The following is a 21,602-nucleotide window of genomic DNA, read 5'->3' as shown; positions in this document are numbered from 1 at the left end:
TGCTGGTCGTAGGTTCGAATCCTACCCGCGGAGCCACTCTCCCTTCGACCGTTCGAAGGGTTCGCCGTCAGGAAGATTTCCCCCTCCGCCTTCGCCTGATCATCCGGACGCGGCGCGTCCGTGGGCTCCATGGCCAAGGCTTTGGGGTTGCGGCCGGCGCAAGGTTCGGCGACATGCAGTGACGCTCGCGCGCCAGGATCGCGGGCGGCGAAAGAGGCCCGGTGTCCAGTTCCCAATCGATGTCCCAATCGATGTCCGGTTCGATTCTCGTGGCCGGCGGCGCCGGCTATATCGGGTCTCACGCCTGCAAGGCCCTGGCGGCCGCTGGCTACAGCCCCGTCACGCTCGACAACCTGGTCATGGGCCACGCCGACGCCGTGAAGTGGGGGCCGCTGCACGAGGGCGACATCCGCGACGAGGCTTTGGTGACCGAGCTGGTCGCCCGCTACGACATCAAGGGCGCGATCCACTTCGCCGCCCACAGCCTGATCGGCGAGAGCAACCGCGATCCGGCCAAGTACTACGACAACAACCTCACCGCCGGGGTGATCTTCGCCAAGGCCCTGGCTGACGCCGGCGTCGCGCCCCTGGTCGTCTCCTCGACGGCCTCGGTCTACGGCGCGCCCGAGGTCTCGCCCATCCCCGAGAGCCACTCGACTCGGCCGATCAATCCCTACGGCTCGACCAAGCTGGCCCTGGAAGACGCCCTGCGCTGGATGGAGCCGGCCTACGGCCTCAACGTCACCGTCCTGCGCTATTTCAACGCCGCCGGGGCCGATCCCGACGGCGAGATCGGCGAGCGCCACGAGCCGGAGACCCATCTGGTCCCGCTGCTGTGCCGCGCCATGCTGGGCCGCGCCGGGCCGCTCACCGTGTTCGGCGACGACTACCCCACGCCCGACGGCACGGCGGTCCGCGACTACGTCCACGTCACCGACCTGGCCGACGCCCACGTTCTGGCCTTGCGTCACCTGATCGAGGGCGGGTGCGGCGACACCTACAATGTCGGGGCCGGGCAGGGGGCTTCGGTGCTGCAGCTGATCAAGGCCGCCGAGGCCGTGGCCGGCAAGCCGGCCCCCTACGGCTACGGCCCTCGTCGCGAGGGCGACCCGCCGGCCCTGGTGGCCGACATCTCCCGCATCGCCGCCGACCTCGGCTGGCGGCCGACGCGCTCGCTGGAAACGATGATCGCCGACGCCATGCGGTTCGAGGCGGCGCAGGGCTGAGCCCCGCCCCGTGATCCGGCGAGCCTACGCCTCGACCAGCTTCTGCAGCTCGCGATAATAGGTCTCGGTGTACTGGTGCTGCTGGTCCAGGCTGGCCAGCATCTCGGGGCGGGCGAAGACCTCGGCCGGAATGGTCACGCCCTTGCGGCCGTGGCGCACGCACAGGCCGTCGGCGATCAGGCCGCTGACGTGGCGGCGCACCGTCTCGGCCGGCATGACCAGCGAGTCGGCGATCTGCACCACCGTCACGGGGCGGCGCAGGGCGTCCTGGACCACCTTTTCCTTGGCGTCGAAGCCCATGTTGGGGCGGATATGGGCGGTGTTGGCCACCCAGATGGTGGTGAAGACGATGGCCCGGACTGGGTCGTTGCCGTGCAGGCCCTTGGCGACATCCAGCGAGCGCAGGAAATAACCCGCCGAAAGGCGGACAACCGCGCGCCGAACATCCGTGCCCATACCGTCCCCTGAAGCCCTTGGCCCGATTAACCGTGGTGCTGAGTCGCCGCGCCAGCAAAATTCACCATGTCCCCATTTTGGGGACAGTATGCTTTTGGGGGAGGCGTTAACGACGATTTTGCGCCATACGGGCCGCCGAATTCAGGGGAAGGCGTACGCGGGGGCGCGGCTGGGCATGAGTGAGATCGAAGCCAGATTGCGTGAGGCCGCCACCGCCGTGGGCGTGGAAAGCCGCATCGAGGTGCTGCTCAAAAGCGTCGAGGAAGCCATCGAAAGCTATCCCGACGACGCCGACCCGCGTTACCTGACCCGCCTGATCGACCAGCGCACCGCCTTGCTGGAACCGGATCTGGCGCTGATCGCCCGCATCGCCGTGCAGCTCTGCGAGAACGACGCCGCCCGCGCCGCCGTGCTCGGCCCGCCCCTGGCCACGGCCGCCACGGTCTGTCCGCTGATGCGTCCGGCCGTCAACCAGCTGCGCCGCCTGCTCGGCGAAGGGGTCTGACGCGACGCCGAACGCCTTGCATGCGTAATGCAAGCGGCTGATTGCCTTCCGACGAGACGCGGACCTATAAGCCTGTCGAACCGCTTTCTGAGGAAGTCCATGAGCTCCGATTTCGCGGCCGCCCGCCTGAACATGGTGGAAAGCCAGATCCGCACCGCCGACGTGACCGACCTGCCGCTGCAGGACGCCCTGCGTGTGGTTCCGCGCGAAAACCTCGTGCCCGCCGGCAAGGCCTACCTGGCCTATGCCGACGCCGAAGTCGAATACGCGCCGGGCCGCACGCTGATGCGCCCGCGCGACATCGGCAAGCTGCTGCAGATCATCAAGCCGCGCGCCGGCGAGAAGGCCCTGGTCATCGCCGCGCCGTACGCCGCTGTGGTGCTGGAGACCATGGGCCTGGCCGTCACCCGTCTCGACGGCGACGACCTGACCGCCGTTCCGGCCGGCGAATACGATGTCATCGTCACCGAAGGCGCCGTGCCGAAGGCGCCGGCCTCGTGGACCGGGGCGCTCGCCCTGCACGGCCGTCTGGGCGTCGTCGAGCGTCAGGGGCCGGTCGGCCGCGCCACGCTCTATGTCCGCGCCGAAGACGGCGTGGCGGGTCGTCCGGTGTTCGATTCGACGCCGTCGCTCCTGGCCGGTTTCCCGGTCGAGGCCGGCTTCGCGTTCTGATCCGGGCCTTTTTCACGCGGGCGCACAACGCCTGCGTGAAAAAAGCTTAACTAGCGACGGTTGACGGCCGGCCTTACAGCGCTGGTATTGAAGCGAGAGCTTCGGGTGTGTTGGGGAAGAACGGGATGTCGAAGAGCCGTCGGGCCGGGTTGCTGGCCGCCGCCTGCTGCATGGGTTTCATGGCCTCGGCCGCGAACGCCGAGACGCTGACCGACGCCGTCACCCTGGCGTACCAGACCAATCCGACCCTGCAGCAGCAGCGCGCGGTGCAGCGGGCCACGGACGAGACCGTCGTCCAGGCCAAGACCGGCTTCCGTCCGACCGTCAGCGCTACCGCCGACATCTCGGCTTCGCGCACCGACTACGCCAACACTACCTCGGCGGGTCTGGATCGCCTGAAGACCAGCGGCAGCGGCGCCACCGTCTCGCTGTCGCAGCCGCTCTATACGGGCGGCAAGGCCAGCGCCAACCTGTCGGCCGCCGAGGCGACCGTCCTGGCCGGCCGTGAAGACCTGCGCAGCGTCGAGCAGTCGGTGCTGGCCAACGTCATCACCGCCTATGTCGACGTCCGCCGCACCGAGGAAAGCCTCCGGATCGCCCAGGAGAACGTCAACGTCCTGACCCGCCAACTCGACGAGTCGAACGCCCGCTTCGAGGTCGGCGAGATCACCCGCACCGACGTGGCCCAGTCGCAGGCGCGCCTGGCCGCCGCCAAGGCCAGCCTGTCCTCGTCCCAGGCCAACCTGGCCGTCGACCGCGCCAGCTACGCCCAGATCGTCGGCCAGAACCCGACCGACCTGGCGCCCGAACCCTCGCTGGCCGCTCTGCTGCCGGCCAGCGTCGAGCAGGCCTTCGACGCCGCCGAAGCCAACAACCCGGCCGTCGTCGCCGCCCGCTACAGCGAGCAGGCCGCCACTGCCGACGTCGCCGCGGCCCGCGCCGCCTACCTGCCCACCGTCTCGGCCGGCGCCAGCCTCGGCTATGACGCCAGCGAGGTGAACGGCGCCGGCAAGCAGTTCGGCGACTACGACCGCGCCGTCGCCGGCTCGATCACCGCCCGCGTGCCGATCTTCACCGGCGGCCTCAACGCCTCGGCCGTCCGCGCCGCCCGCGAGCGCGAGAACGCCGCCCGCATCGCCGTCGAGGGCGCCAAGCGCACCGTCGTGCAGCAGGTCTCGTCGACCTGGAGCACCCTGCTGGCCGCCCGCGCCAACCTCGTGTCCAACGAAGAGCAGGTGAGGGCGACCAAGATCGCCTTCGAGGGCGTCCGCCAGGAGCAGCAGGTCGGCCTGCGCACCACGCTCGACGTGCTCAACGCCCAGCAGGAGCTGCGCGCCGCCGAACTGGCCCTCGTGACCGCCCGCCGCGACGAGTACGTCGCCAGCACCGGCGTGCTGCAGGCCATGGGCGCGCTCGACATCGCCAAGCTGGCCCCCGGCGTCGAGCGCTACGATCCCAAGACCTCGTACGACAAGGTCAACCACGCCTTCGGGTGGGTGCCGTGGGAGCCGGCCGTGCAGGCGCTCGACAAGATCGCCTCGCCGGCCGTGGCGACGCCCGCTCCGGGTAAGTAAGTCCGTCCAATCCTGGACGAATCATCGCCTCGCCCATCCTTGGCCTTGCTTAAGCCGTGCAAGTCTGCACCATCGGTGGTGCGCGTCTTGCAGGACGCCAAGGATTCGTAGCCCTTTAATACGGCCCAGCCCATCATGTCCGACCAGAGCTCTCAAGAACCGACGATGGAGGAGATCCTCGCCTCGATCCGGCGGATCATCTCCGAAGACGACGCTCCGGCGGCCGAAGCGCCGCCGCCCGCGCCCGAGCCGGTTCCCGAGCCCGAGCCGCTGATCGAGGACGACGTCCTCGACCTGACCGACCCGATCGAGCCGCCGGCTCCGGTCGAGACGCTCGGCGACCTCGACGTCTACACCCCGGAACCCGAGCCGGAGCCGGCCTATGAGCCGCCGCCCCCGCCGCCGGAACCGGCCTACACCCCGCCGTCGCCGGCCTTCAACCGCGACGAAGTGGCCGAGACCCTGGTCGGCGACCACGCCGCCGGCCTCGCCGCCAGCGCCTTCGGCAGCCTGAGCTCGGCCCTGCTGATGCCGGCCAACGGCCGCACGCTGGAAGACGTCGTCCGCGAGCTGCTGCGCCCGCTGCTCAAGGAGTGGCTGGACACCAACCTGCCGCGCATCGTCGAGAACAAGGTCGAGGAAGAGGTCCACCGGATCTCGCGCGGCCGCGGCGTATGATGCTTGCGTCGCACCGTCCCTAGGGCGGCCGCCGACGCATTGAAATTGAGAAGGCGGTCGCTCCGGCGGCCGCCTTTTCCCGTTCAAAATCCCCGATAATCCCGTCGCCCGGTTTCGCGGGGCGGCGCTAAGTGGCATATCCCCTCCGCCATGCTTGAAAAGACCTTCGATCCCAAGTCCGTCGAACCCCGCCTGTACGCCGCCTGGGAGGCCTCCGGGGCCTTCAAGCCGAGCGAGGATCCGAACGCCGAGCCGTTCGTCATCGTGATCCCGCCGCCGAACGTCACGGGCTCCCTGCACATTGGCCACGCGCTGAACAACACGCTGCAGGACGTGCTGACCCGCTTCCACCGCATGCGCGGCAAGGCCGCCCTTTGGCTGCCGGGCACCGACCACGCGGGCATCGCCACCCAGATGGTGGTCGAGCGCCAGCTGGCCGCCGCCGGCAACATCGGCCGCCGCGACATGGGCCGCGACGCCTTCGTCGAGCGCGTCTGGGAATGGAAGGCCGAGAGCGGCGGGGCGATCACCAACCAGCTGCGCCGTCTGGGCGCCAGCTGCGACTGGTCGCGCGAGCGCTTCACCCTGGACGAGGGCCTGTCGGCCGCCGTCCGCAAGGTCTTCGTCCAGCTCTACAAGCAGGGCCTGCTCTATCGCGACAAGCGCCTGGTCAACTGGGACCCGCAATTCCAGACCGCCATCTCCGACCTCGAGGTCGAGCAGAAGGAGGTCGACGGCGCCTACTGGCACTTCGCCTATCCGCTGGCCGATGGCGTGACCTACGAGCACCCGGTCGCCTTCGACGACGAGGGCAAGCCGACCCAATTTGAGACACGCGACTACATCGTCGTGGCCACCACCCGTCCCGAAACTATGCTGGGCGACACGGGCGTCGCCGTCCATCCGTCGGACGAGCGCTACAAGGACCTCGTCGGCAAGGACGTCGTCCTGCCGATCGTCGGCCGCCGCATCCCGATCGTCGCCGACGACTACGCCGACCCGACCAAGGGCTCGGGCGCGGTGAAGATCACCCCGGCGCACGACTTCAACGACTTCGGCGTCGGCAAGCGCGCCGGCCTGCCGGCCATCAACATCCTGACCCCCGAAGCCAAGCTCAACGACGCCGTCCCGGCCGAGTATCAGGGCATGGACCGCTTCGCCGCGCGCAAGGCCATCGTCGCCCGCGCCGAGGAAGAGGGCTGGCTGAAGGAGATCGAGAAGACCAAGCACATGGTCCCGCACGGCGACCGTTCGGGCGTGGTCATCGAGCCCTACCTGACCGACCAGTGGTACGTCGACGCCTACACCCTGGCCCAGCCGGCCCTGAAGGCCGTCGAGACCGGCGAAACCGTCTTCGAGCCCAGGCACTGGGAAAAGACCTACTTCGAGTGGCTGCGCAACATCGAGCCCTGGTGCGTCTCGCGCCAGCTCTGGTGGGGCCACCGCATCCCGGCCTGGTTCGGCCCGGAAGGCTCGATCTTTGTCGAGGAGACCGAAGAAGCCGCCTACGCCGCCGCCCGCGAGCAATTCGGCGCCGACGTGGTGCTGAACCGCGACGAAGACGTCCTCGACACCTGGTTCAGCTCGGCCCTGTGGCCGTTCTCGACCCTCGGCTGGCCGGAAAAGACCCCGGACGTCGCCCGCTTCTACCCGACCAGCACCCTGGTCACCGGCTTCGACATCATCTTCTTCTGGGTCGCCCGGATGATGATGATGGGCATTCACTTCATGGGTGAAGCCCCGTTCAAGCAGGTGTTCATCAACGCCCTCGTCCGTGACGAGAAGGGCGCCAAGATGAGCAAGTCCAAGGGCAACGTCATCGACCCGCTCGCCCTGATCGACGAGCTGGGCTGCGACGCCGTGCGCTTCACCCTGACGGCCATGTCGGGCCAGGCGCGCGACATCAAGCTTTCGAAGCAGCGCATCGAGGGCTACCGCAACTTCGGCACCAAGCTGTGGAACGCCACGCGCTTCGCCCAGATGAACGGCTGCGTCCGTGTCGAGGGCTTCGACCCCGCGGCCGTGTCCCAGCCGATCAACAAGTGGATCCGCGGCGAGGTCGTCAAGACCCTCGGCGAGGTCACCAAGGCGCTTGAAGCCCCGGCCTTCGACGAAGCCGCCGGCAGCCTCTACCGCTTCATCTGGAACGTCTTCTGCGACTGGTACCTGGAGCTGGCCAAGCCGATCCTCAATGGCGAGGACGAGGCCGCCAAGGCCGAGACCCGCGCCACCACGGCCTGGGTGCTCGACCAGATCCTGATCCTGCTGCACCCGGTGATGCCGTTCATCACCGAGGAGCTGTGGGACAAGACGGCGGAGGAGGGCGGTCCGGCCCGCCAGGCCATGCTGATCTCGACCTCGTGGCCCGAGCTGCCGGAAAGCTGGATCGACGCCGACGCGGCCGCCGAGATCGGCTGGCTGGTCGACACGGTCGGCGAGATCCGCTCGCTGCGCGCAGAGATGAACGTGCCGCCGTCGGCCAAGCCGGCCCTGGCCGTGGTCGGGGCGGGCGAGGGCACCCAAGGCCGCCTGTCGCGCCACCGCGACCTGCTGCTCAGCCTGGCCCGCCTGGGCGAGATCTCCCTGGCCGACGCCGCGCCTGCCGGCACGGCGCCGGTGGTGATGGGTGAAGCGACGGGCGCCCTCGGCGTCGCCGAATTCATCGACGTCGCCGCCGAGAAGACCCGCCTGACCAAGGAGATCGCCGGCCACGTGTCGGAGATCGAGAAGACCGGCAAGAAGCTCGGCAACCCCGACTTCCTGGCCCGCGCCAAGCCCGAGGTCGTCGACGAAAACCGCGAACGCCTGGCCGAAGCCGAAGCGGCGAAAGCCAAGCTGGAAGCGGCTTTGCAGCGTCTGGCGGCGATGGCCTGACTGCGATCCCTCTCCCCTTGCGGGAGAGGGTGGCCCCGCGGAGCGGGGTCGGGTGAGGGGTCTCTCAGAACCGTCCGCGCGACCCCTCATCCGTCGGCTTCGCCGCCACCTTCTCCCGCAAGGGGAGAAGGACGGGGCGGCCAACTAAACATTGTTCCCTTATCTATCCAAACGACCGTTTACATCGGTCGTCCCGCCGTGCTTACTCGACGGAAACGCGCCGCTTCCAACGAGCGCGAGCTACACCGGGAGAGTAACGAATGACCCAGGCCGCTCACGCCTTGCCCCCTTGGCCCGCCATGTCGGTGAAACAGGCCTACGCCCTGATCACCGCCCCGGGAACGCCCGGCGAGATGGAGGAGGTCGAGATCCGCGGCGTGCCGACGCGGACCTGGAAGAACCTCCCGCCCACCCTGCGCCACACCCTGCAGGTCGGCCGCACCCACGGCGACAAGATCTATCTCGTCCACGAGGACGAGCGGGTCAGCTTCGAGGCCTTCTACCGCGCCGTCACCGTCTTCGCCGCCGAGCTGGAAGCCAAGGGCGTCAAGAAGGGCGACCGGGTGGCCCTGGTCATGCGCAACCTGCCCGAATGGCCGGTGGCCTTCTATGCGGGCCTCTCCATCGGCGCGATCCTGACCCCGCTGAACGCCTGGTGGACCGGGCCGGAGCTGGAATACGGCCTCGTCGACTCCGGCGCCTCGGTCGCGGTGATGGACGTCGAGCGCTTCGAGCGCCTGGCCGAGCATTTCGACAACTGCCCCGACCTCCAGCGCGTCTACGTCTCGCGCGCCAGGGAAGAGATCGCCCATCCCTATGTCACGCGCCTGGAAAGCGTGATCGGCGGCCCCAACGACTGGATCAAGCTGGAGGAAAAGCCGCTTTCGACCGTCGAGCTGGGTCCCGAGGACGACGCGACGATCTTTTACACCTCCGGCACCACGGGTAAGCCCAAGGGGGCTCTCGCCACGCATCGCGCGGTCAACAGTAACATCTTCGCCGCCGCTGCCGCTTCCGCGCGCAGCTTCCTGCGCCGTGGCGAAGCCCCGCCCCAGCCCGATCCCAGCCTGCCGCAGAAGGGCGCGCTGATCTCGGTGCCGTTCTTCCACGCCACCGGCTGCTTCGCGGTGATGAATCCGGGCCTGTTCGGCGGCGCGAAGCTCGCCATGATCCGTAAGTGGGATCCCGAAAAGGCCATGCAGCTGATCCAGGACGAGAAGCTGACCCAGATGGGCGGCGTGCCGACCATCGCCTGGCAGATCATCGAGCATCCGTCCCGCGACAACTACGACCTGTCGTCGCTGGAGGCCGTGGCCTATGGCGGCGCGCCTTCGGCGCCCGAGCTGGTGCGCAAGATCAAGGAGATCTGGCCCAAGTCCTCGCCGGGCAACGGCTGGGGCATGACCGAGACCTCGGCCACCGCCACCTCCAACTCGGGCGAGGACTACGAGAACCGTCCCGAAAGCTGCGGCCCGGCCGTGCCGGTCACCGACCTGAAGATCATGACCCTGGAGGCGCCCTACCAGGAGCTGCCGATCGGTTCGGTGGGCGAGCTGTGGTGCAAGGGCCCGCAGGTGGTGAAGGGCTACTGGAACAAGCCCGAGGCCACGGCCCAGACCTTCGTCGACGGCTGGGTGCGCACCGGCGACCTGGCCCGCCTAGACGAAGAGGGCTTCTGCTACATCATCGACCGCGCCAAGGACATGCTGATCCGGGGCGGCGAGAACATCTACTGCATCGAGGTCGAGAACGTCCTCTACGACCACCCGGCGGTGATGGACGCGGCCCTGGTCGGCGTCGACCACAAGACCCTCGGCGAAGAACCCGCCGCCGTCGTCACCCTGAAACCCGGCGCCGAAGCCACCGAAGACGAACTCCGCGCCTTCGTCGCCGACCGCCTGGCCGCCTTCAAGGTGCCGGTGCGGGTGGTGTTCTGGCCCGAGACCCTGCCGCGCAACGCCAACGGCAAAATCCTCAAGACCGAACTGAAGAAGGTCTTCGTGACTGGGTGAAGATTCCCCGAGGCTCCCTCTCCCATAGGGAGAGGGAGGGGCCCACGCGAAGCGTGGGAGGGTGAGGGGTTACACCGCCGGCGGTCCCATCTCGGCTCTCCACCATAAAATCCCCGCGAAAGCGGGTTTCGCACCGGATCCCTCTCCCCTTGCGGGAGAGGGTGGCCTCGCGGAGCGAGATCGGGTGAGGGGTCTCTCAGACCTCAACACCGCGTGCAGCGGTCAGGCCGGGCGGAGCGTCTCCCATCTGAGAGACCCCTCATCCGACGGCTTCGCCGCCACCTTCTCCCGCAAGGGGAGAAGGAACGCACGCTGCTCGCACGGCGTAATCGGAAAAGAACCCAACCAACTCAACGCCCTACAACTTTATAATCCCAACTTATCCCCACCTGATCGAGCCGCCCCATAATCATCCCCATCCCAGCCATGGGGAGGGCTCTTGGTACCGGCCCGAGTTAGCGGCTGTGGATCGCATCGAGCGGGGCCGCTTGAAGCGTCATGGGAAGGGCGGGTTTGCAGGATCGCTCAGAAGGCGTGATTGGGCCGCCAGCCGTTCCGTGACGAGACGAGCGGGTCGACAGGGTCGGGATCGTTTCAAACCGGCCTAACAGGATCAGCCGAGGCGCCGCCGGATCACCGCGGGGCTATTGGTCCTGCCCGTCCGAGGGACAACCGGGTCCAGGGTTGAAAAAGCACCCGCGCCCCCGGTCCTTCGAGCCTACGATGTGGCGGAGCGGTCAGACGAAGCCGAAACGCTAAACCACATCACGGTCTCCGGGCTCCGCCCGGCCGCTCCGCGCCTCCCCATCAACTTTCGTGAGTTTTCACGGGAGTGCGAGAGCCCATGCCTGCGCCACCCCCTCAGTCGCTCCGCGACAGCTCCCCCAGAGGGGGAGCATCTTGCAGAGCGCCGCGCCGACCAGATCCTCCCCCTCTGGGGGAGGTGGCCTGGAGGGCCGGAGGGGGTCGCCGTCAGGCGGTCCTACCTGCCGATCGCCTCAGAATCCTTGACATAAACGCCCCCGCATGCGCCTTTCCGCGCCTTGCAAATCAACGCGTTTCAAAGCCTTTCATGACCACGATGCACGCCTATCGCACCCATAACTGCGGCGCTCTTCGGGCCAGCGACACCAACGCCAATGTGCGTCTGTCGGGCTGGATCCACCGCAAGCGCGACCACGGCGGCCTGGTCTTCATCGACCTGCGCGATCACTACGGCCTGACCCAGCTGGTGCTGCACCCGGAGACCCCGGGCTTCGCCATCGTCGAGCGCCTGCGCGCCGAGAGCGTGATCCGCGTCGACGGCCAGGTCGTGGCCCGCGACGCCAGCGTCGTGAACCCCAACCTGCCGACCGGCGAGATCGAGATTCGCGTCACCGACGTCGAAGTGCTGTCGACCGCCGACGAGCTGCCGCTGCCGGTCTTTGGCGAGCCGGACTATCCGGAAGAAATTCGCCTCAAGCACCGCTATCTCGACCTGCGCCGCGAGACCCTGCACAAGAACATCGTGCTGCGCTCGCGCGTGATCCAGTCGATCCGCAACCGCATGTTCGCCCAGGGCTTCAACGAGTTCCAGACGCCGATCCTGACGGCCTCCTCGCCGGAAGGCGCGCGCGACTTCCTGGTGCCCTCGCGTCTGCACCCCGAGAAGTTCTATGCGCTTCCGCAAGCGCCCCAGCAGTTCAAGCAACTGCTGATGGTCTCGGGCTTCGACCGCTACTTCCAGATCGCCCCGTGCTTCCGCGACGAGGACCTGCGCGCCGACCGCTCGCTGGAATTCTACCAGCTCGACGTCGAGATGAGCTTCGTCACCCAGGAAGACGTGTTCGCGGCCATCGAGCCGGTAATGCACGGCATCTTCGAGGAGTTCGGTTCGGGCAAGCCGGTCTCGCCGATCAGCGAGACCCACACCTTCACCAACGATTTCGGCGCGACGCTCGAGCACAAGGGCTTCGAGCGCCTGACCTACGCCCAGTCGATGGCCTGGTACGGCAGCGACAAGCCGGACCTGCGTAACCCGATCAAGATGGCCGACGTCTCCGAGCACTTCCGTGACGGCGGTTTTGGCCTGTTCGCCAAGATCCTCGGCGCCGACGCCAAGAACGCCATCTGGGCCATCCCGGCCCCGACCGGCGGTTCGCGCGCCTTCTGCGACCGCATGAACAGCTGGGCCCAGGGCGAAGGCCAGCCGGGCCTCGGCTACGTCTTCTGGTCGGAAGACCAGGGCGCGTGGGGCGGCCCGATCGCCAAGAACCTGGGTGAACCCACCCAGGCCCTGATGGAAAGCCTGGGCCTTGGCCAAGGCGACGCCGCCTTCTTCGTGGCCGGTGATCCGGCCGTGTTCGCCAAGTTCGCCGGCCTGGCCCGCACCCGCGTCGGCACCGAGCTGAAGCTGGTCGCCGAAGAGCAGTTCAAGTTCTGCTGGATCGTCGACTTCCCGATGTTCGAATGGAACGAGGACGAGAAGAAGGTCGACTTCTCGCACAACCCGTTCTCGATGCCGCAGGGCGGTCTGGAGGCCCTGGAGACCCAGGATCCGCTGACCATCCGCGCCTACCAGTACGACATCGTCTGCAACGGCTATGAGCTGTGCTCGGGCGCGATCCGGAACCACAAGCCCGAGATCATGCTCAAGGCCTTCGAGACCGCCGGCTACGGCCCGGAAGTGGTCGAGGAGCAGTTCGGCGGCATGCTCAACGCCTTCCGCTACGGCGCGCCGCCGCACGGCGGTCTGGCCCCCGGCATCGACCGCATCGTCATGCTGCTGGCCGAGCAGGTCGCGATCCGCGAAGTCATCGCCTTCCCGCTGAACCAGCAGGGCCAGGACCTGCTGATGAACGCGCCGGCCAACGTGCTCGACAAGCAGCTCAAGGAGCTGCACATCCGCACGGCTCCGCCCATCAAGGTCTAAGGATTTGAGGGCAAGCACCTGAAAGACAAAGCCCTCCAGCCGTTCGGCTCGGAGGGCTTTTTCGTGCTATGGTGCCGCTGTCGGGGGTGCGCCCAGGGAGGGTTCCCGATGTTCAGGACCGCTTTAGCGCTATCTCTTTGCCTGTCCGCCGTGACGGTCGCCCAAGCCGCGCCGCCATCCGCCGCCGACCAGAAGATCATCGCCAGCGCCATGTCGGCCGCCCCGCCGGCCATCGGCAAGGACGCGGCGATCATGACCTTCGCCGCCGACGGCTCGATGCGTCACCTGCGCGACGGGACCAACGGCTACACCTGCATGCCCGACATCCCGACGACGCCGGGCGTCGATCCCATGTGCGCCGACGCCAACGCCATGGAATGGGCGGGCGCCATGTTCGGCCGCAAGCCGCCGCCGGAAGGCAAGCCGGGCTTCATCTACATGCTCAAGGGCGGCTCCGACCCCAGCAACCTCGACCCCTACGCGACCAAGCCGATGGCCGGGGATCCCTGGGTCAAGACCGGTCCGCACGTCATGGTCGTCGGCGCGCCGGGCATGCTGGCCGGCTATCCCGGCGGCGCGCGTCCGGATACGTCCAAGCCCTACGTCATGTTCCCCGATACGCCCTACGCGCACCTGATGCTGCCGGTGCGCTGAGGCCTAGCGGCAGCGCGGGATCGACAGGCCGCGCGGCAGGGTCGTCGACGGGTCGCCGCAGGCGCGGTTCAACTGCGCCTGCGTCAGGCCCGTGGCCCGGTCGAGCTCGGCGCCCGAGAAGTTGACGCCCGACAGGTCGGCGCCCGCGAAGCTGGCTCCTTCCAGATAGGCGCCGACGAAGGTCGCATTGGTCAGGTTCGCGCGGGCGAAACTGGCGCCGCCGAAGACGCCGCCATAGGCGTTGACGTCGCGCAGGTCGCCGCCGGTGAACCGCGTGCGGCCCATCACCGCCAGCGACAGGTCGGCCTGCCGCAGGCGGGCGCCGGCCAGGTTCTTGGCCTTCAACGTCAGGCCCGACAGGTCGGCCTGGAAGAGATTGCACTTGGGGCAGTCGGCCCCGCGGCGCACGCGCTCGATCTGTCCGGCGTTCTGCGCCAGGGCGGGACCGGCCAGGGCCAGGGTCGACAGCGCGGCGGCGGCGAGGAGGGCCAGCGGTTTCATTTCGGCACGCGTCCTAGGCGATGAGGGGAGCCACATACGAGGCTTGCCGTCATCGCAGCAAGCCTCGCGCCATAAACTCAGCTTCAGCCGCGAGGCGAAGGCCGTTCGGCCTGGCCGTTGCAGCTTTCGCAGACCACCAGGCCGCCCTTGCGGCTCAGGGCGACGTCGCCGCAGGCCGGGCAGATGTCGGCCTGGTCGGCCGGCGCGCTGGGCTTGGCTTCTCCGTCCTTGCGACGGCCGAAGGCGGCGAAGACCAGGTTGTCCGGCGTCGCGCCGCGCGAGAAGCCCTTGGAGATGAACTTCGAGGCCGGCAGAGGCGCGGGCTCGTCGGCCTCGTCCTCGGTCTCGGCGTTCTTGCCACGGCCCAGGCCGTCGGCGTTGAACTCCTGCGGGTCGCCGTTGGCCAGGTCGTCTCGACCCAGGTACGAGACCCCGAGTTCGCGGAAGATGTAGTCGAGGATCGAGGTCGCCGACTTGATCGAGTCGTTGCCCGTCACCGGCCCGGCCGGCTCGAACTTGGTGAAGACGTAGGCGTCGACGAACTCGTCCAGCGGCACGCCGTGCTGCAGGCCCAGCGACACGGCGATGGCGAAGTTGTTCATCAACGACCGGAAGGCGGCGCCTTCCTTGTGCATGTCGATGAAGATCTCGCCGACCTCGCCGTCCTCGTACTCGCCGGTGTGCAGATAGACCTTGTGGCCGCCGACGGCCGCCTTCTGGATGTAGCCCTTGCGGCGGTCGGGCAGCTTGCGGCGTTCGCGCCGACGCTCGACCACCTTCTCGACCACGCGCTCGGTGACGACAGGTTCGGGCGGCTTGGCGCGCGGGGCTTCCACGGGCGCATCGGGCAGGTCGAGCGTGAAGTTGGCCGGGGCGGCGGCGCGCGACAGCTTCAGGGCACGAACGCCGGCGCGGGCGGCCGAGGCCTGCAGCCGCAGCAGGTCGGCCGGGCGGGCGTCGAACGGCGCGACCAGGGCCAGCGGCCACGGCGCGCAGGCGAAGGCCTCGACGGCGGCTGTGAAGGCGATCCGGTCAGCGTGGCCCGGCGCCTCGAAGGCGCGGAACAGGGTCTTGGCTTCCGGCGCATGGGCCGTCGCGTCGTGAATGCGGCCGGTTCCAACCGCGTGGGCCTGGGCGGCGGCGATCGTCTCCGGCGCGAAACCGGCGAAGGCCAGGGTGTCGAAGGCGGGATCGGCCAGAGCCTCGGCGGGCGCGCCGAGCACGTCGCTGAGGAAGTCGGCGCCGACCACGGCCGGCGCGAACGCTGCGCGCAGGTCGCCGGTGGACCGCAGGACGCTCTCTGCAAGCGTGATCTCGTGGCCCGTGAAGCCGACGGCCGCCAGGGCGCGATGGTCGAGGCCCTGGGCCTCCTCCAGCGATCCTGCGCCAAGTGCGTGCAGGCGCGCGGCGTCGAGGTCGGCGCTGACGGAACGCAGGGCCGCCTGGGCGGCGCCGGAGAATTGGCGCACGGCGACGCCATCCAGGGTCTCGGCGGCCTGGATCAGGCTCCAGGCCTTATCGAGGCCCGGGCAGGCGCCCAGGCGCAGGGCCGTTTCGGCGTCCTCGAAGGCGGCGACGACGCCCGTTCCGCGCAGGCCGTGCGCACGCACGGCGGTCAGGGCGCGATCGAGCGCTGCGACAGCTTCGGCCGCCAGCGGCGCGTCGAGCTTGGCGGCGTGCGCCGCACGTTCGGCCAGGGTGTCCGTGACGCGCTGCTGGTCGTTCGTGAAGGTCTCGGCGGCGCCCAGCGTACCCGCGACTTCGGCGGAGGCCGTGAGCGCCTCGCCGGCGGCCAGGGCCCACAGCGCTGCGGCGGCGTCACGACCGGCGGACGTGGCGGGTGAAAGGCCCTGGGCCAGCAGCCAGTCGCCGACGCCGGCCAGGCTCAGGGCCACAGCGCCGTTGATGGGGCGTTCCAGCTCCAGCGCGATCGCCCACAGGCGCACGACGTGGCGGAAGCCGGCGATGTCGAAGCCTTCGTCGCCGAGGAAGGCGGCGGCGTTGACGGCGGCGCGTGCGGCGTGGCCGGCGGACAGGTGATCGGCGTCGGCGGGCGACAGGGCCAGGACGATCTGGCCGGTCTCCCAGCTGGCGCGCGCGGCGAGGGCGGCGGCCTCGTCGCCGGCGGCGACGTCTGCCGGCTCGGCCAGGGCCAGCAGCGGCGACGGCTTGGCGGGTTCGGGCAGCGGGTTCGAGAAGCCCGCTGCGCCCGCCGAAGCGATGGCGTCGGCGATGCTGGCGTCGCTGGCGCCGGCGGCGCGGGCCCGTTGGGCGGCGCGGGCCAGGGCGACGTTTCGGCCGGGGTCGGAACAGGCTCGGGCGTCGCCCTCGCAGCGCAGGACGGCGTCGGAGACGGCGATCAGGGCCGCTTCCAGCTGAGCGGCGGCTTCCAGTGCGAGGCGGCCGGCGCGGGCCTGGCCGATGTGCTCGGCGGCGGCGGCGCGGAATTCGATGGCGGCGACGTGCAGCGGGGCGGGCAGGGCGGCGCCCGGACCGGCCGGGGTGGCGAGGCCCGCGAGCAGGCTGTCGACGAGGTCGGCGGCGAACGACCGGGCGTCGTCTTCCGAGGCGAAGAGGCCGGCGGCGCGACCCGCCTGTGTCAGGCGAGCGGCGTAGCGTTCGGGTGCGCCGTCGAGGACGGATTCGGAGTCGGCTTCGCCCGGCGCGGCGATATCGGCCCAGTCCAGCCAGGCCTCGACGCGGGCGTCGGGCCAGCCCAGCGGCGCCAGGGTTTCGACGAGACGGTCGGGCCGTTCGATCTCGCGCAGGTCGATTTCCGGCGCTCGTCCGGTGAAGAGTCGTTCAAAGCGCATGGGCCGATTCCGCGGCGGGTGCTTCGTCATGGTGTCAACCCTAAACCGTGGGTCGGTAACCATCAATAGATGTTGGGGCTATGCACAGCGCTGTCCACAACATCTTGAAGTGCGGCTTCGTATCGCCTCGGCTGGACGCTGACGGCGCGGCGACCTATAGTCCGCCCGCTTCGCGCCGCGCTTTTTCGGTCGCGAAGGCATTTGCCAGATTGGGTGCCGCGCAGTGCTGAAAGCGATCTTCACGTGGTGGAACGGAGCGACCCTGGGTCAGCGCTTCCACATCTCCCGTCGGGGCGTGTTTGTTGGCCAGGACGAGTTCGGCAACCGCTACTTCGAAGCCCGCGACAACAAGGACAGCTACGACGAGCGCAAGCGTCGCTGGGTGATCTACAACGGCTACGCCGAGGCCTCCAAGGTTCCGCCCGACTGGAGCGGCTGGCTGCACTACACCTTCGACGAGCTGCCGACTCAGGCCCCGCTGCCGCGTCGCGCGTGGGAGAAGGACCACCTGCCGAATCTCACCGGCACCGTCCACGCCTGGCGTCCGAAGGGCGCCATCGGCCGTGGCGGCGAGCGCGCCGTCGCCACCAGCGACTACCAGTCCTGGTCGCCGGAATAAGATGAGCCTCAAGCGGCGCAGCCTGCAGGGCGCGGCGATCCTGGTCGCCGCGGTTCCGTTCGCCGTCGGCGCCGCCTGGGCGCTGCAGGCCGCTCCGCAACAGGCGCGGCCCGTGCAGCAGCCGCCCGCGGCCACGACCGCGCCGGTGGCTCAGCCCGCCCCGGTCGCGCCGGCGCCCAAGCCGGTCCAGCAGACGACGCCGACCAACGCCGCGCCGCCGCCCGAGCCTTCGCCGCCGCCGGCCGCCGAGCCGGTTCCGGCCAAGCCGGTCGCCCAGACCCCGGCCAAGCCCGCCGAACCCGCCAAGCGCGGTCGCTATGGCGTGGCCATCATCCAGGCGCTGGACAAGGTCACGACCGAGACCATGCGCTTCGAGGTCCCGGTGGGGCAGCCGATCCGCTACAAGACCCTGGTCTTCACCGTGCGGGCCTGCGAGGCCACGGCCAGCGACGAGGTCGCACCGGACCAGATCGCCTATTTGACCATCGACACCCAGCCCAAGGCTCTGCCTGGGCGCGCAGCGCCGGCCGGGCGGCAGGTGTTCAAGGGCTGGATGTACGCCAGCTCGCCGGGCCTGAACCCGCTGGAGCACCCGGTCTATGACGCCTGGCTGATCGCCTGCAAGACGTCGACGCCGGTCGCCGAAGGCCCCAGCAAGTAGAAATCCGCCTGCGCCGAGAGCGCCTTGGACAGCCGGCGCTTGTAGTCGGCGCGCGAGATCTCCTGCGTGCCGAACTGCGCCAGGTGATCGGTGATGAACTGGGTGTCGAGCAGCTTGTAGCCGCCGACCAGCAGCCGGCCGACCAGATGCACCAGCGCCACCTTGCTGGCGTCGCGGGCGGTCGAGAACATGCTCTCGCCGAAGAAGGCCGCGCCCAGCGAGACGCCGTAGAGCCCGCCGACGAGTTGACCGTCCTGCCAGCACTCGACGCTGTGGGCGCGGCCGGCGGCGTAGAGCATGCCGTACATCTTCTGGATCGGGGCGTTGATCCAGGTCTCCAGCCGTCCGGGACGCGAGGAGGCGCAGGCCTCGACCACGGCGTCGAAGGCGGTGTCGACGCGGACCTCGAACGGCTCGCCGCGCACGGTGCGGGCCAGGCGTCGCGGCACGTGCATGGCCTCCAGGGGCAGCACGCCGCGCCATTGCGGGTCGATGAGGAAGAGGCGCTCGTCATGGCGAGCGTCGGCCATGGGGAAGACGCCGCGCTCGTAGCAGGCGACGAGGTCGTCGAGGCCGAAGGCGTCGTCCATGGGCGGTCAGTCGATCCTTGAGCCTTTAGAGCGTGATCGCCGCCGAAACCGGCATCCACTTTCGGCTATCACGCTCTGAGCGTCATCCGCCGGCTCCCGGTGCGCGGGAGCCGGCGAAGACATTAAGGCCTCAGCCCTGCGACTTGATCCAGCGTTCCAGCCAGTGGATGTCGTAGTCGCCGGCCAGGATGTCGGGCTGCACCAGGAGATCCTGGAACAGCGGGATCGTGGTTTCGATGCCGCCGACGACCATCTCGCCCAGGCAGCGCTTGAGGCGCGCGATGCACTCCTCGCGGTCGCGGCCGTGGACGATCAGCTTGCCGATCAGGCTGTCGTAGTAGGGCGGGATCGAATAGCCGGTGTAGATCGCCGAATCGAGGCGAACACCCAGGCCGCCCGGCGCGTGGAAGTCCGTCACCGTGCCCGGCGAGGGCGTGAAGGTGCGGGCGTTCTCGGCGTTGATGCGGCACTCGATGGCGTGGCCTTCGAACACGACGTCGTCCTGGGTGAACGACAGCGGCAGGCCCGCGGCGATGCGGATCTGCTCGCGCACCAGGTCGATGCCGGTGATGGCTTCGGTGACCGGGTGCTCGACCTGCAGGCGGGTGTTCATCTCGATGAAGAAGAACTCGTCGTTCTCCCACAGGAACTCGATGGTGCCGACGCCGAGGTAGCCGATGGCCTTGACCGCATCGACCACGACCTTGCCGATCTTGGCGCGACCTTCAGCCGACAGGGCCGGCGAGGGGGCTTCTTCCAGGACCTTCTGGTGGCGGCGCTGCAGCGAGCAGTCGCGCTCGCCCAGGTGCACCACGTTGCCGTGGCTGTCGGCGATGACCTGCAGCTCGATGTGGCGCGGCTTCTGGAGGTAGCGCTCCATGTAGACCGTGTCGTCGCCGAAGGCGGCGCGGGCTTCGGCGCGGGCCGTCGAGACGGCTTCGGCGAGGTCCTCACGGGTCTGGGCGACCTTCATGCCGCGACCGCCGCCGCCGGCGGCGGCCTTGATCAGCACGGGGAAGCCGATCTTGTCGGCGGCCTCGAAGGCCTCTTCCTCGGTCGAGACGCCGCCGTCAGAGCCGGGAACGACCGGGATGCCGGCGTCCTTCACGGCCTGCTTGGCGGTGATCTTGTCGCCCATCATCCGGATGTGCTCGGGCTTGGGACCGATGAAGGTGAAGCCGTGCGCGCCGACGATTTCGGCGAAGCGGGCGTTCTCCGACAGGAAGCCGTAGCCCGGGTGGATCCCCTGCGCGCCGGTGATCTCGGCGGCGGCGATGATCGACGGGATGTTGAGGTAGCTCTTGGCGGCGGGGGCGGGGCCGATGCAGACGCTTTCGTCGGCCAGGCGCACCCACATCGAGTTGGAGTCGGCCTCGGAGTGGACCGCCACGGTGGCGATGCCCATTTCCTTGCAGGCGCGGTGAACCCGGAGCGCGATCTCGCCCCGGTTCGCGATGAGGATCTTGTCGAACATCGCGCTTACTCGATGATGACCAGCGGCTCGCCGAACTCAACCGGCTGGGCGTCGCTGATCAGGATCTCGACGACCTTGCCGCCCTTGGGCGCGGCGATCGGGTTCATGGTCTTCATGGCTTCGACGATCAGCAGGGTCTGACCGGCGTTGACGGTGTCGCCGACCTTGATGAAGGCGTCGGCGCCCGGTTGAGGCGAGAGATAGGCGGTGCCGACCATCGGCGACTTCACGGCGTCGCCACGGGCGGCGGCCGGAGCGGCGGCGGCTTCGGCGGCGGGCGCGGCGACCGGGGCCGGGGCGGCCAGCGGCGCGGCCACGGCGGCCGGAGCGGCCTGCACGTAAGCGGTCGGGGCGACGGTCAGTTCACGGGCGACGCGGATCTTCAGGCCGGCATGCTCGACTTCGATCTCGCTCAGGCCGGTGTCCTTCAGGATGTCGGCGAGCTTGCGGACGAGGCGGGCGTCGATCGACGGGGTTTCGACCGTCTCGGGAGCCTTCGGAGTGGACATTGAAATCGTACCTTATGGTTCTGGGCCGGGAGCGCGGACGTCAGTCGGCGCTGATCAGTCCGGCGGCGGCCTCGATGGCCAGTTCATAGCTTGCCGCGCCGAAGCCCGAGACCAGGCCCGTCGCGGCAAGCGAAACGAAGGTGTGGCGACGGAACTCTTCCCGCGCCGCAGGGTTCGACAGGTGACACTCGATGACCGGGATATTCAAGGTCTTCAGGGCGTCGAGGAGGGCGATGGAGGTGTGTCCATAACCCGCCGGATTGATCACGAGCGCGCTGGCCTCGGTGCGAGCTTCCTGCACCCAGTCGATCAGCACGCCTTCGTGATTGCTCTGCCGGAAAACGACGGAAAGCCCCTTGGCCGCGGCCCGCGCTTCGCAGCGCTTGCGCACGTCATCCAGGGTGTCCTTGCCGTATATCTCGGGCTCCCGCGTTCCCAACAGGTTGAGATTGGGCCCGCTCAGCACATGGATCGGTTTGACCATTCGGCTCCGCCGTCGATTCCGGAGGTCTTGTATAGCCGGTTCCCTCGCGTCACAAGCATGCCTCGCTTCGGAGGTGAGATGAGACTTCTACTGAACGGCGAAGACCGCCAATTCGACGGCGTCGCCAGCATCGCGGACCTGGTGGCCGCCCTCGGCCTGGACGCACGCAAGGTGGCGGTCGAGCGCAACCTCGAGATCGCCCCGCGCTCGCTCTATGCCGACACGGCGCTGGCCGACGGGGATCGGATCGAGATCGTGACCTTTATTGGCGGGGGGTGATTGGGAGCGTCCTTCTCCCCTTGCGGGAGAAGGTGGCGGCGAAGCCGACGGATGAGGGGTCTCTCAGACGTTGGAGGCTCCACCCGGCCTGACCGCCGCACGCGGTTTTG

Annotated in this window: 19 protein-coding genes and 1 tRNA gene (1 of these 20 only partly in view); 13 read left to right on the top strand and 7 right to left on the bottom strand. The window is 68.9% G+C overall.

Annotation, left to right across the window (positions count from 1 at the left end):
- Positions 1-36: transfer RNA gene (locus AC1RRS_RS12590), tRNA-Asn, on the top strand (it extends 139 nt beyond the left edge of the window).
- Between the two features lie 215 nt (positions 37-251).
- Positions 252-1,226, top strand: coding sequence for a UDP-glucose 4-epimerase GalE (gene galE, locus AC1RRS_RS12585; protein WP_492855467.1), 975 nt, complete (start codon positions 252-254; stop codon positions 1,224-1,226).
- A gap of 24 nt (positions 1,227-1,250) precedes the next feature.
- On the opposite strand, the gene AC1RRS_RS12580 is transcribed toward galE, so the two are convergent.
- Complete coding sequence (locus AC1RRS_RS12580; protein WP_487288661.1) at positions 1,251-1,682, bottom strand: hypothetical protein; 432 nt, start codon at positions 1,680-1,682, stop codon at positions 1,251-1,253.
- 175 nt (positions 1,683-1,857) lie between these two features.
- On the opposite strand from AC1RRS_RS12580, the gene AC1RRS_RS12575 reads away from it, so the two are divergent.
- From AC1RRS_RS12575 to AC1RRS_RS12540, 8 genes are all read left to right on the top strand, one after another.
- Positions 1,858-2,187 (top strand): hypothetical protein, encoded by a 330-nt coding sequence (locus tag AC1RRS_RS12575; protein ID WP_487288659.1) that lies wholly within the window; start codon positions 1,858-1,860, stop codon positions 2,185-2,187.
- Positions 2,188-2,286: 99 nt separating this feature from the next.
- On the top strand, positions 2,287-2,859 hold the full coding sequence (locus AC1RRS_RS12570; RefSeq protein ID WP_110121236.1) for a protein-L-isoaspartate O-methyltransferase family protein: 573 nt from the start codon (positions 2,287-2,289) through the stop codon (positions 2,857-2,859).
- Positions 2,860-2,984: 125 nt separating this feature from the next.
- Positions 2,985-4,433 (top strand): TolC family outer membrane protein, encoded by a 1,449-nt coding sequence (locus AC1RRS_RS12565; protein ID WP_492855465.1) that lies wholly within the window; start codon positions 2,985-2,987, stop codon positions 4,431-4,433.
- Between the two features lie 135 nt (positions 4,434-4,568).
- Entirely contained in the window at positions 4,569-5,111 is a 543-nt protein-coding gene (gene popZ / locus AC1RRS_RS12560; RefSeq protein ID WP_110121235.1) for a pole-organizing protein PopZ, read from the top strand.
- 150 nt (positions 5,112-5,261) lie between these two features.
- Positions 5,262-7,985, top strand: coding sequence for a valine--tRNA ligase (locus tag AC1RRS_RS12555; RefSeq protein WP_492855464.1), 2,724 nt, complete (start codon positions 5,262-5,264; stop codon positions 7,983-7,985).
- 260 nt (positions 7,986-8,245) lie between these two features.
- Complete coding sequence (locus AC1RRS_RS12550) at positions 8,246-9,997, top strand: class I adenylate-forming enzyme family protein (RefSeq protein ID WP_492855463.1); 1,752 nt, start codon at positions 8,246-8,248, stop codon at positions 9,995-9,997.
- Positions 9,998-11,069: 1,072 nt separating this feature from the next.
- Complete coding sequence (gene aspS, locus AC1RRS_RS12545) at positions 11,070-12,908, top strand: aspartate--tRNA ligase (RefSeq protein ID WP_492855462.1); 1,839 nt, start codon at positions 11,070-11,072, stop codon at positions 12,906-12,908.
- A 108-nt stretch (positions 12,909-13,016) separates the two neighbouring features.
- The gene (locus tag AC1RRS_RS12540; RefSeq protein ID WP_492855461.1) at positions 13,017-13,562 is read left to right on the top strand and encodes a hypothetical protein; all 546 of its coding nucleotides are present in this window, start codon (positions 13,017-13,019) and stop codon (positions 13,560-13,562) included.
- A 3-nt stretch (positions 13,563-13,565) separates the two neighbouring features.
- Here the strand turns inward: AC1RRS_RS12540 and AC1RRS_RS12535 are convergent, their stop codons facing one another.
- Positions 13,566-14,063: a pentapeptide repeat-containing protein gene (locus tag AC1RRS_RS12535; RefSeq protein WP_487288650.1), complete on the bottom strand. Its 498-nt coding sequence runs from the start codon at positions 14,061-14,063 to the stop codon at positions 13,566-13,568.
- A gap of 83 nt (positions 14,064-14,146) precedes the next feature.
- Entirely contained in the window at positions 14,147-16,876 is a 2,730-nt protein-coding gene (locus tag AC1RRS_RS12530) for a TSCPD domain-containing protein (RefSeq protein ID WP_492855460.1), read from the bottom strand.
- Between the two features lie 223 nt (positions 16,877-17,099).
- Between AC1RRS_RS12530 and AC1RRS_RS12525 the strand changes: the two genes are divergently transcribed.
- Positions 17,100-17,495: an NADH:ubiquinone oxidoreductase subunit NDUFA12 gene (locus tag AC1RRS_RS12525; protein ID WP_492855459.1), complete on the top strand. Its 396-nt coding sequence runs from the start codon at positions 17,100-17,102 to the stop codon at positions 17,493-17,495.
- A gap of 1 nt (position 17,496) precedes the next feature.
- Positions 17,497-18,156, top strand: coding sequence for a DUF2155 domain-containing protein (locus AC1RRS_RS12520; protein ID WP_492855458.1), 660 nt, complete (start codon positions 17,497-17,499; stop codon positions 18,154-18,156).
- Here AC1RRS_RS12520 and aat read toward each other — a convergent pair.
- The 4 genes from aat to AC1RRS_RS12500 all read right to left on the bottom strand — a co-directional run bounded on the left by aat (position 18,093) and on the right by AC1RRS_RS12500 (position 21,213).
- A complete protein-coding gene (aat, locus tag AC1RRS_RS12515) occupies positions 18,093-18,746 on the bottom strand; it encodes a leucyl/phenylalanyl-tRNA--protein transferase (protein WP_492855457.1) in 654 nt (217 codons plus the stop codon). The two genes, AC1RRS_RS12520 and aat, sit on opposite strands and share 64 nt — an antisense overlap.
- A 130-nt stretch (positions 18,747-18,876) precedes the next feature.
- A complete protein-coding gene (gene accC, locus AC1RRS_RS12510; RefSeq protein ID WP_492855456.1) occupies positions 18,877-20,220 on the bottom strand; it encodes an acetyl-CoA carboxylase biotin carboxylase subunit in 1,344 nt (447 codons plus the stop codon).
- A gap of 5 nt (positions 20,221-20,225) precedes the next feature.
- Positions 20,226-20,729, bottom strand: a complete 504-nt coding sequence (accB, locus tag AC1RRS_RS12505) for an acetyl-CoA carboxylase biotin carboxyl carrier protein (protein WP_492855455.1) — start codon at positions 20,727-20,729, stop codon at positions 20,226-20,228.
- A 40-nt stretch (positions 20,730-20,769) separates the two neighbouring features.
- On the bottom strand, positions 20,770-21,213 hold the full coding sequence (locus AC1RRS_RS12500; RefSeq protein ID WP_110133346.1) for a type II 3-dehydroquinate dehydratase: 444 nt from the start codon (positions 21,211-21,213) through the stop codon (positions 20,770-20,772).
- A 78-nt stretch (positions 21,214-21,291) separates the two neighbouring features.
- Here AC1RRS_RS12500 and thiS point away from each other — a divergent pair, with 78 nt between their 5' ends.
- Positions 21,292-21,492, top strand: coding sequence for a sulfur carrier protein ThiS (gene thiS / locus AC1RRS_RS12495; RefSeq protein WP_058346516.1), 201 nt, complete (start codon positions 21,292-21,294; stop codon positions 21,490-21,492).
- Positions 21,493-21,602 lie beyond the last annotated feature (110 nt).

The sequence above is a fragment of the Caulobacter sp. GW821-FHT12A07 genome, assembly GCF_058807655.1.
Note: the sequence above shows the minus strand (reverse complement) of the source record. Positions and strands in the feature narration are given on the sequence as shown.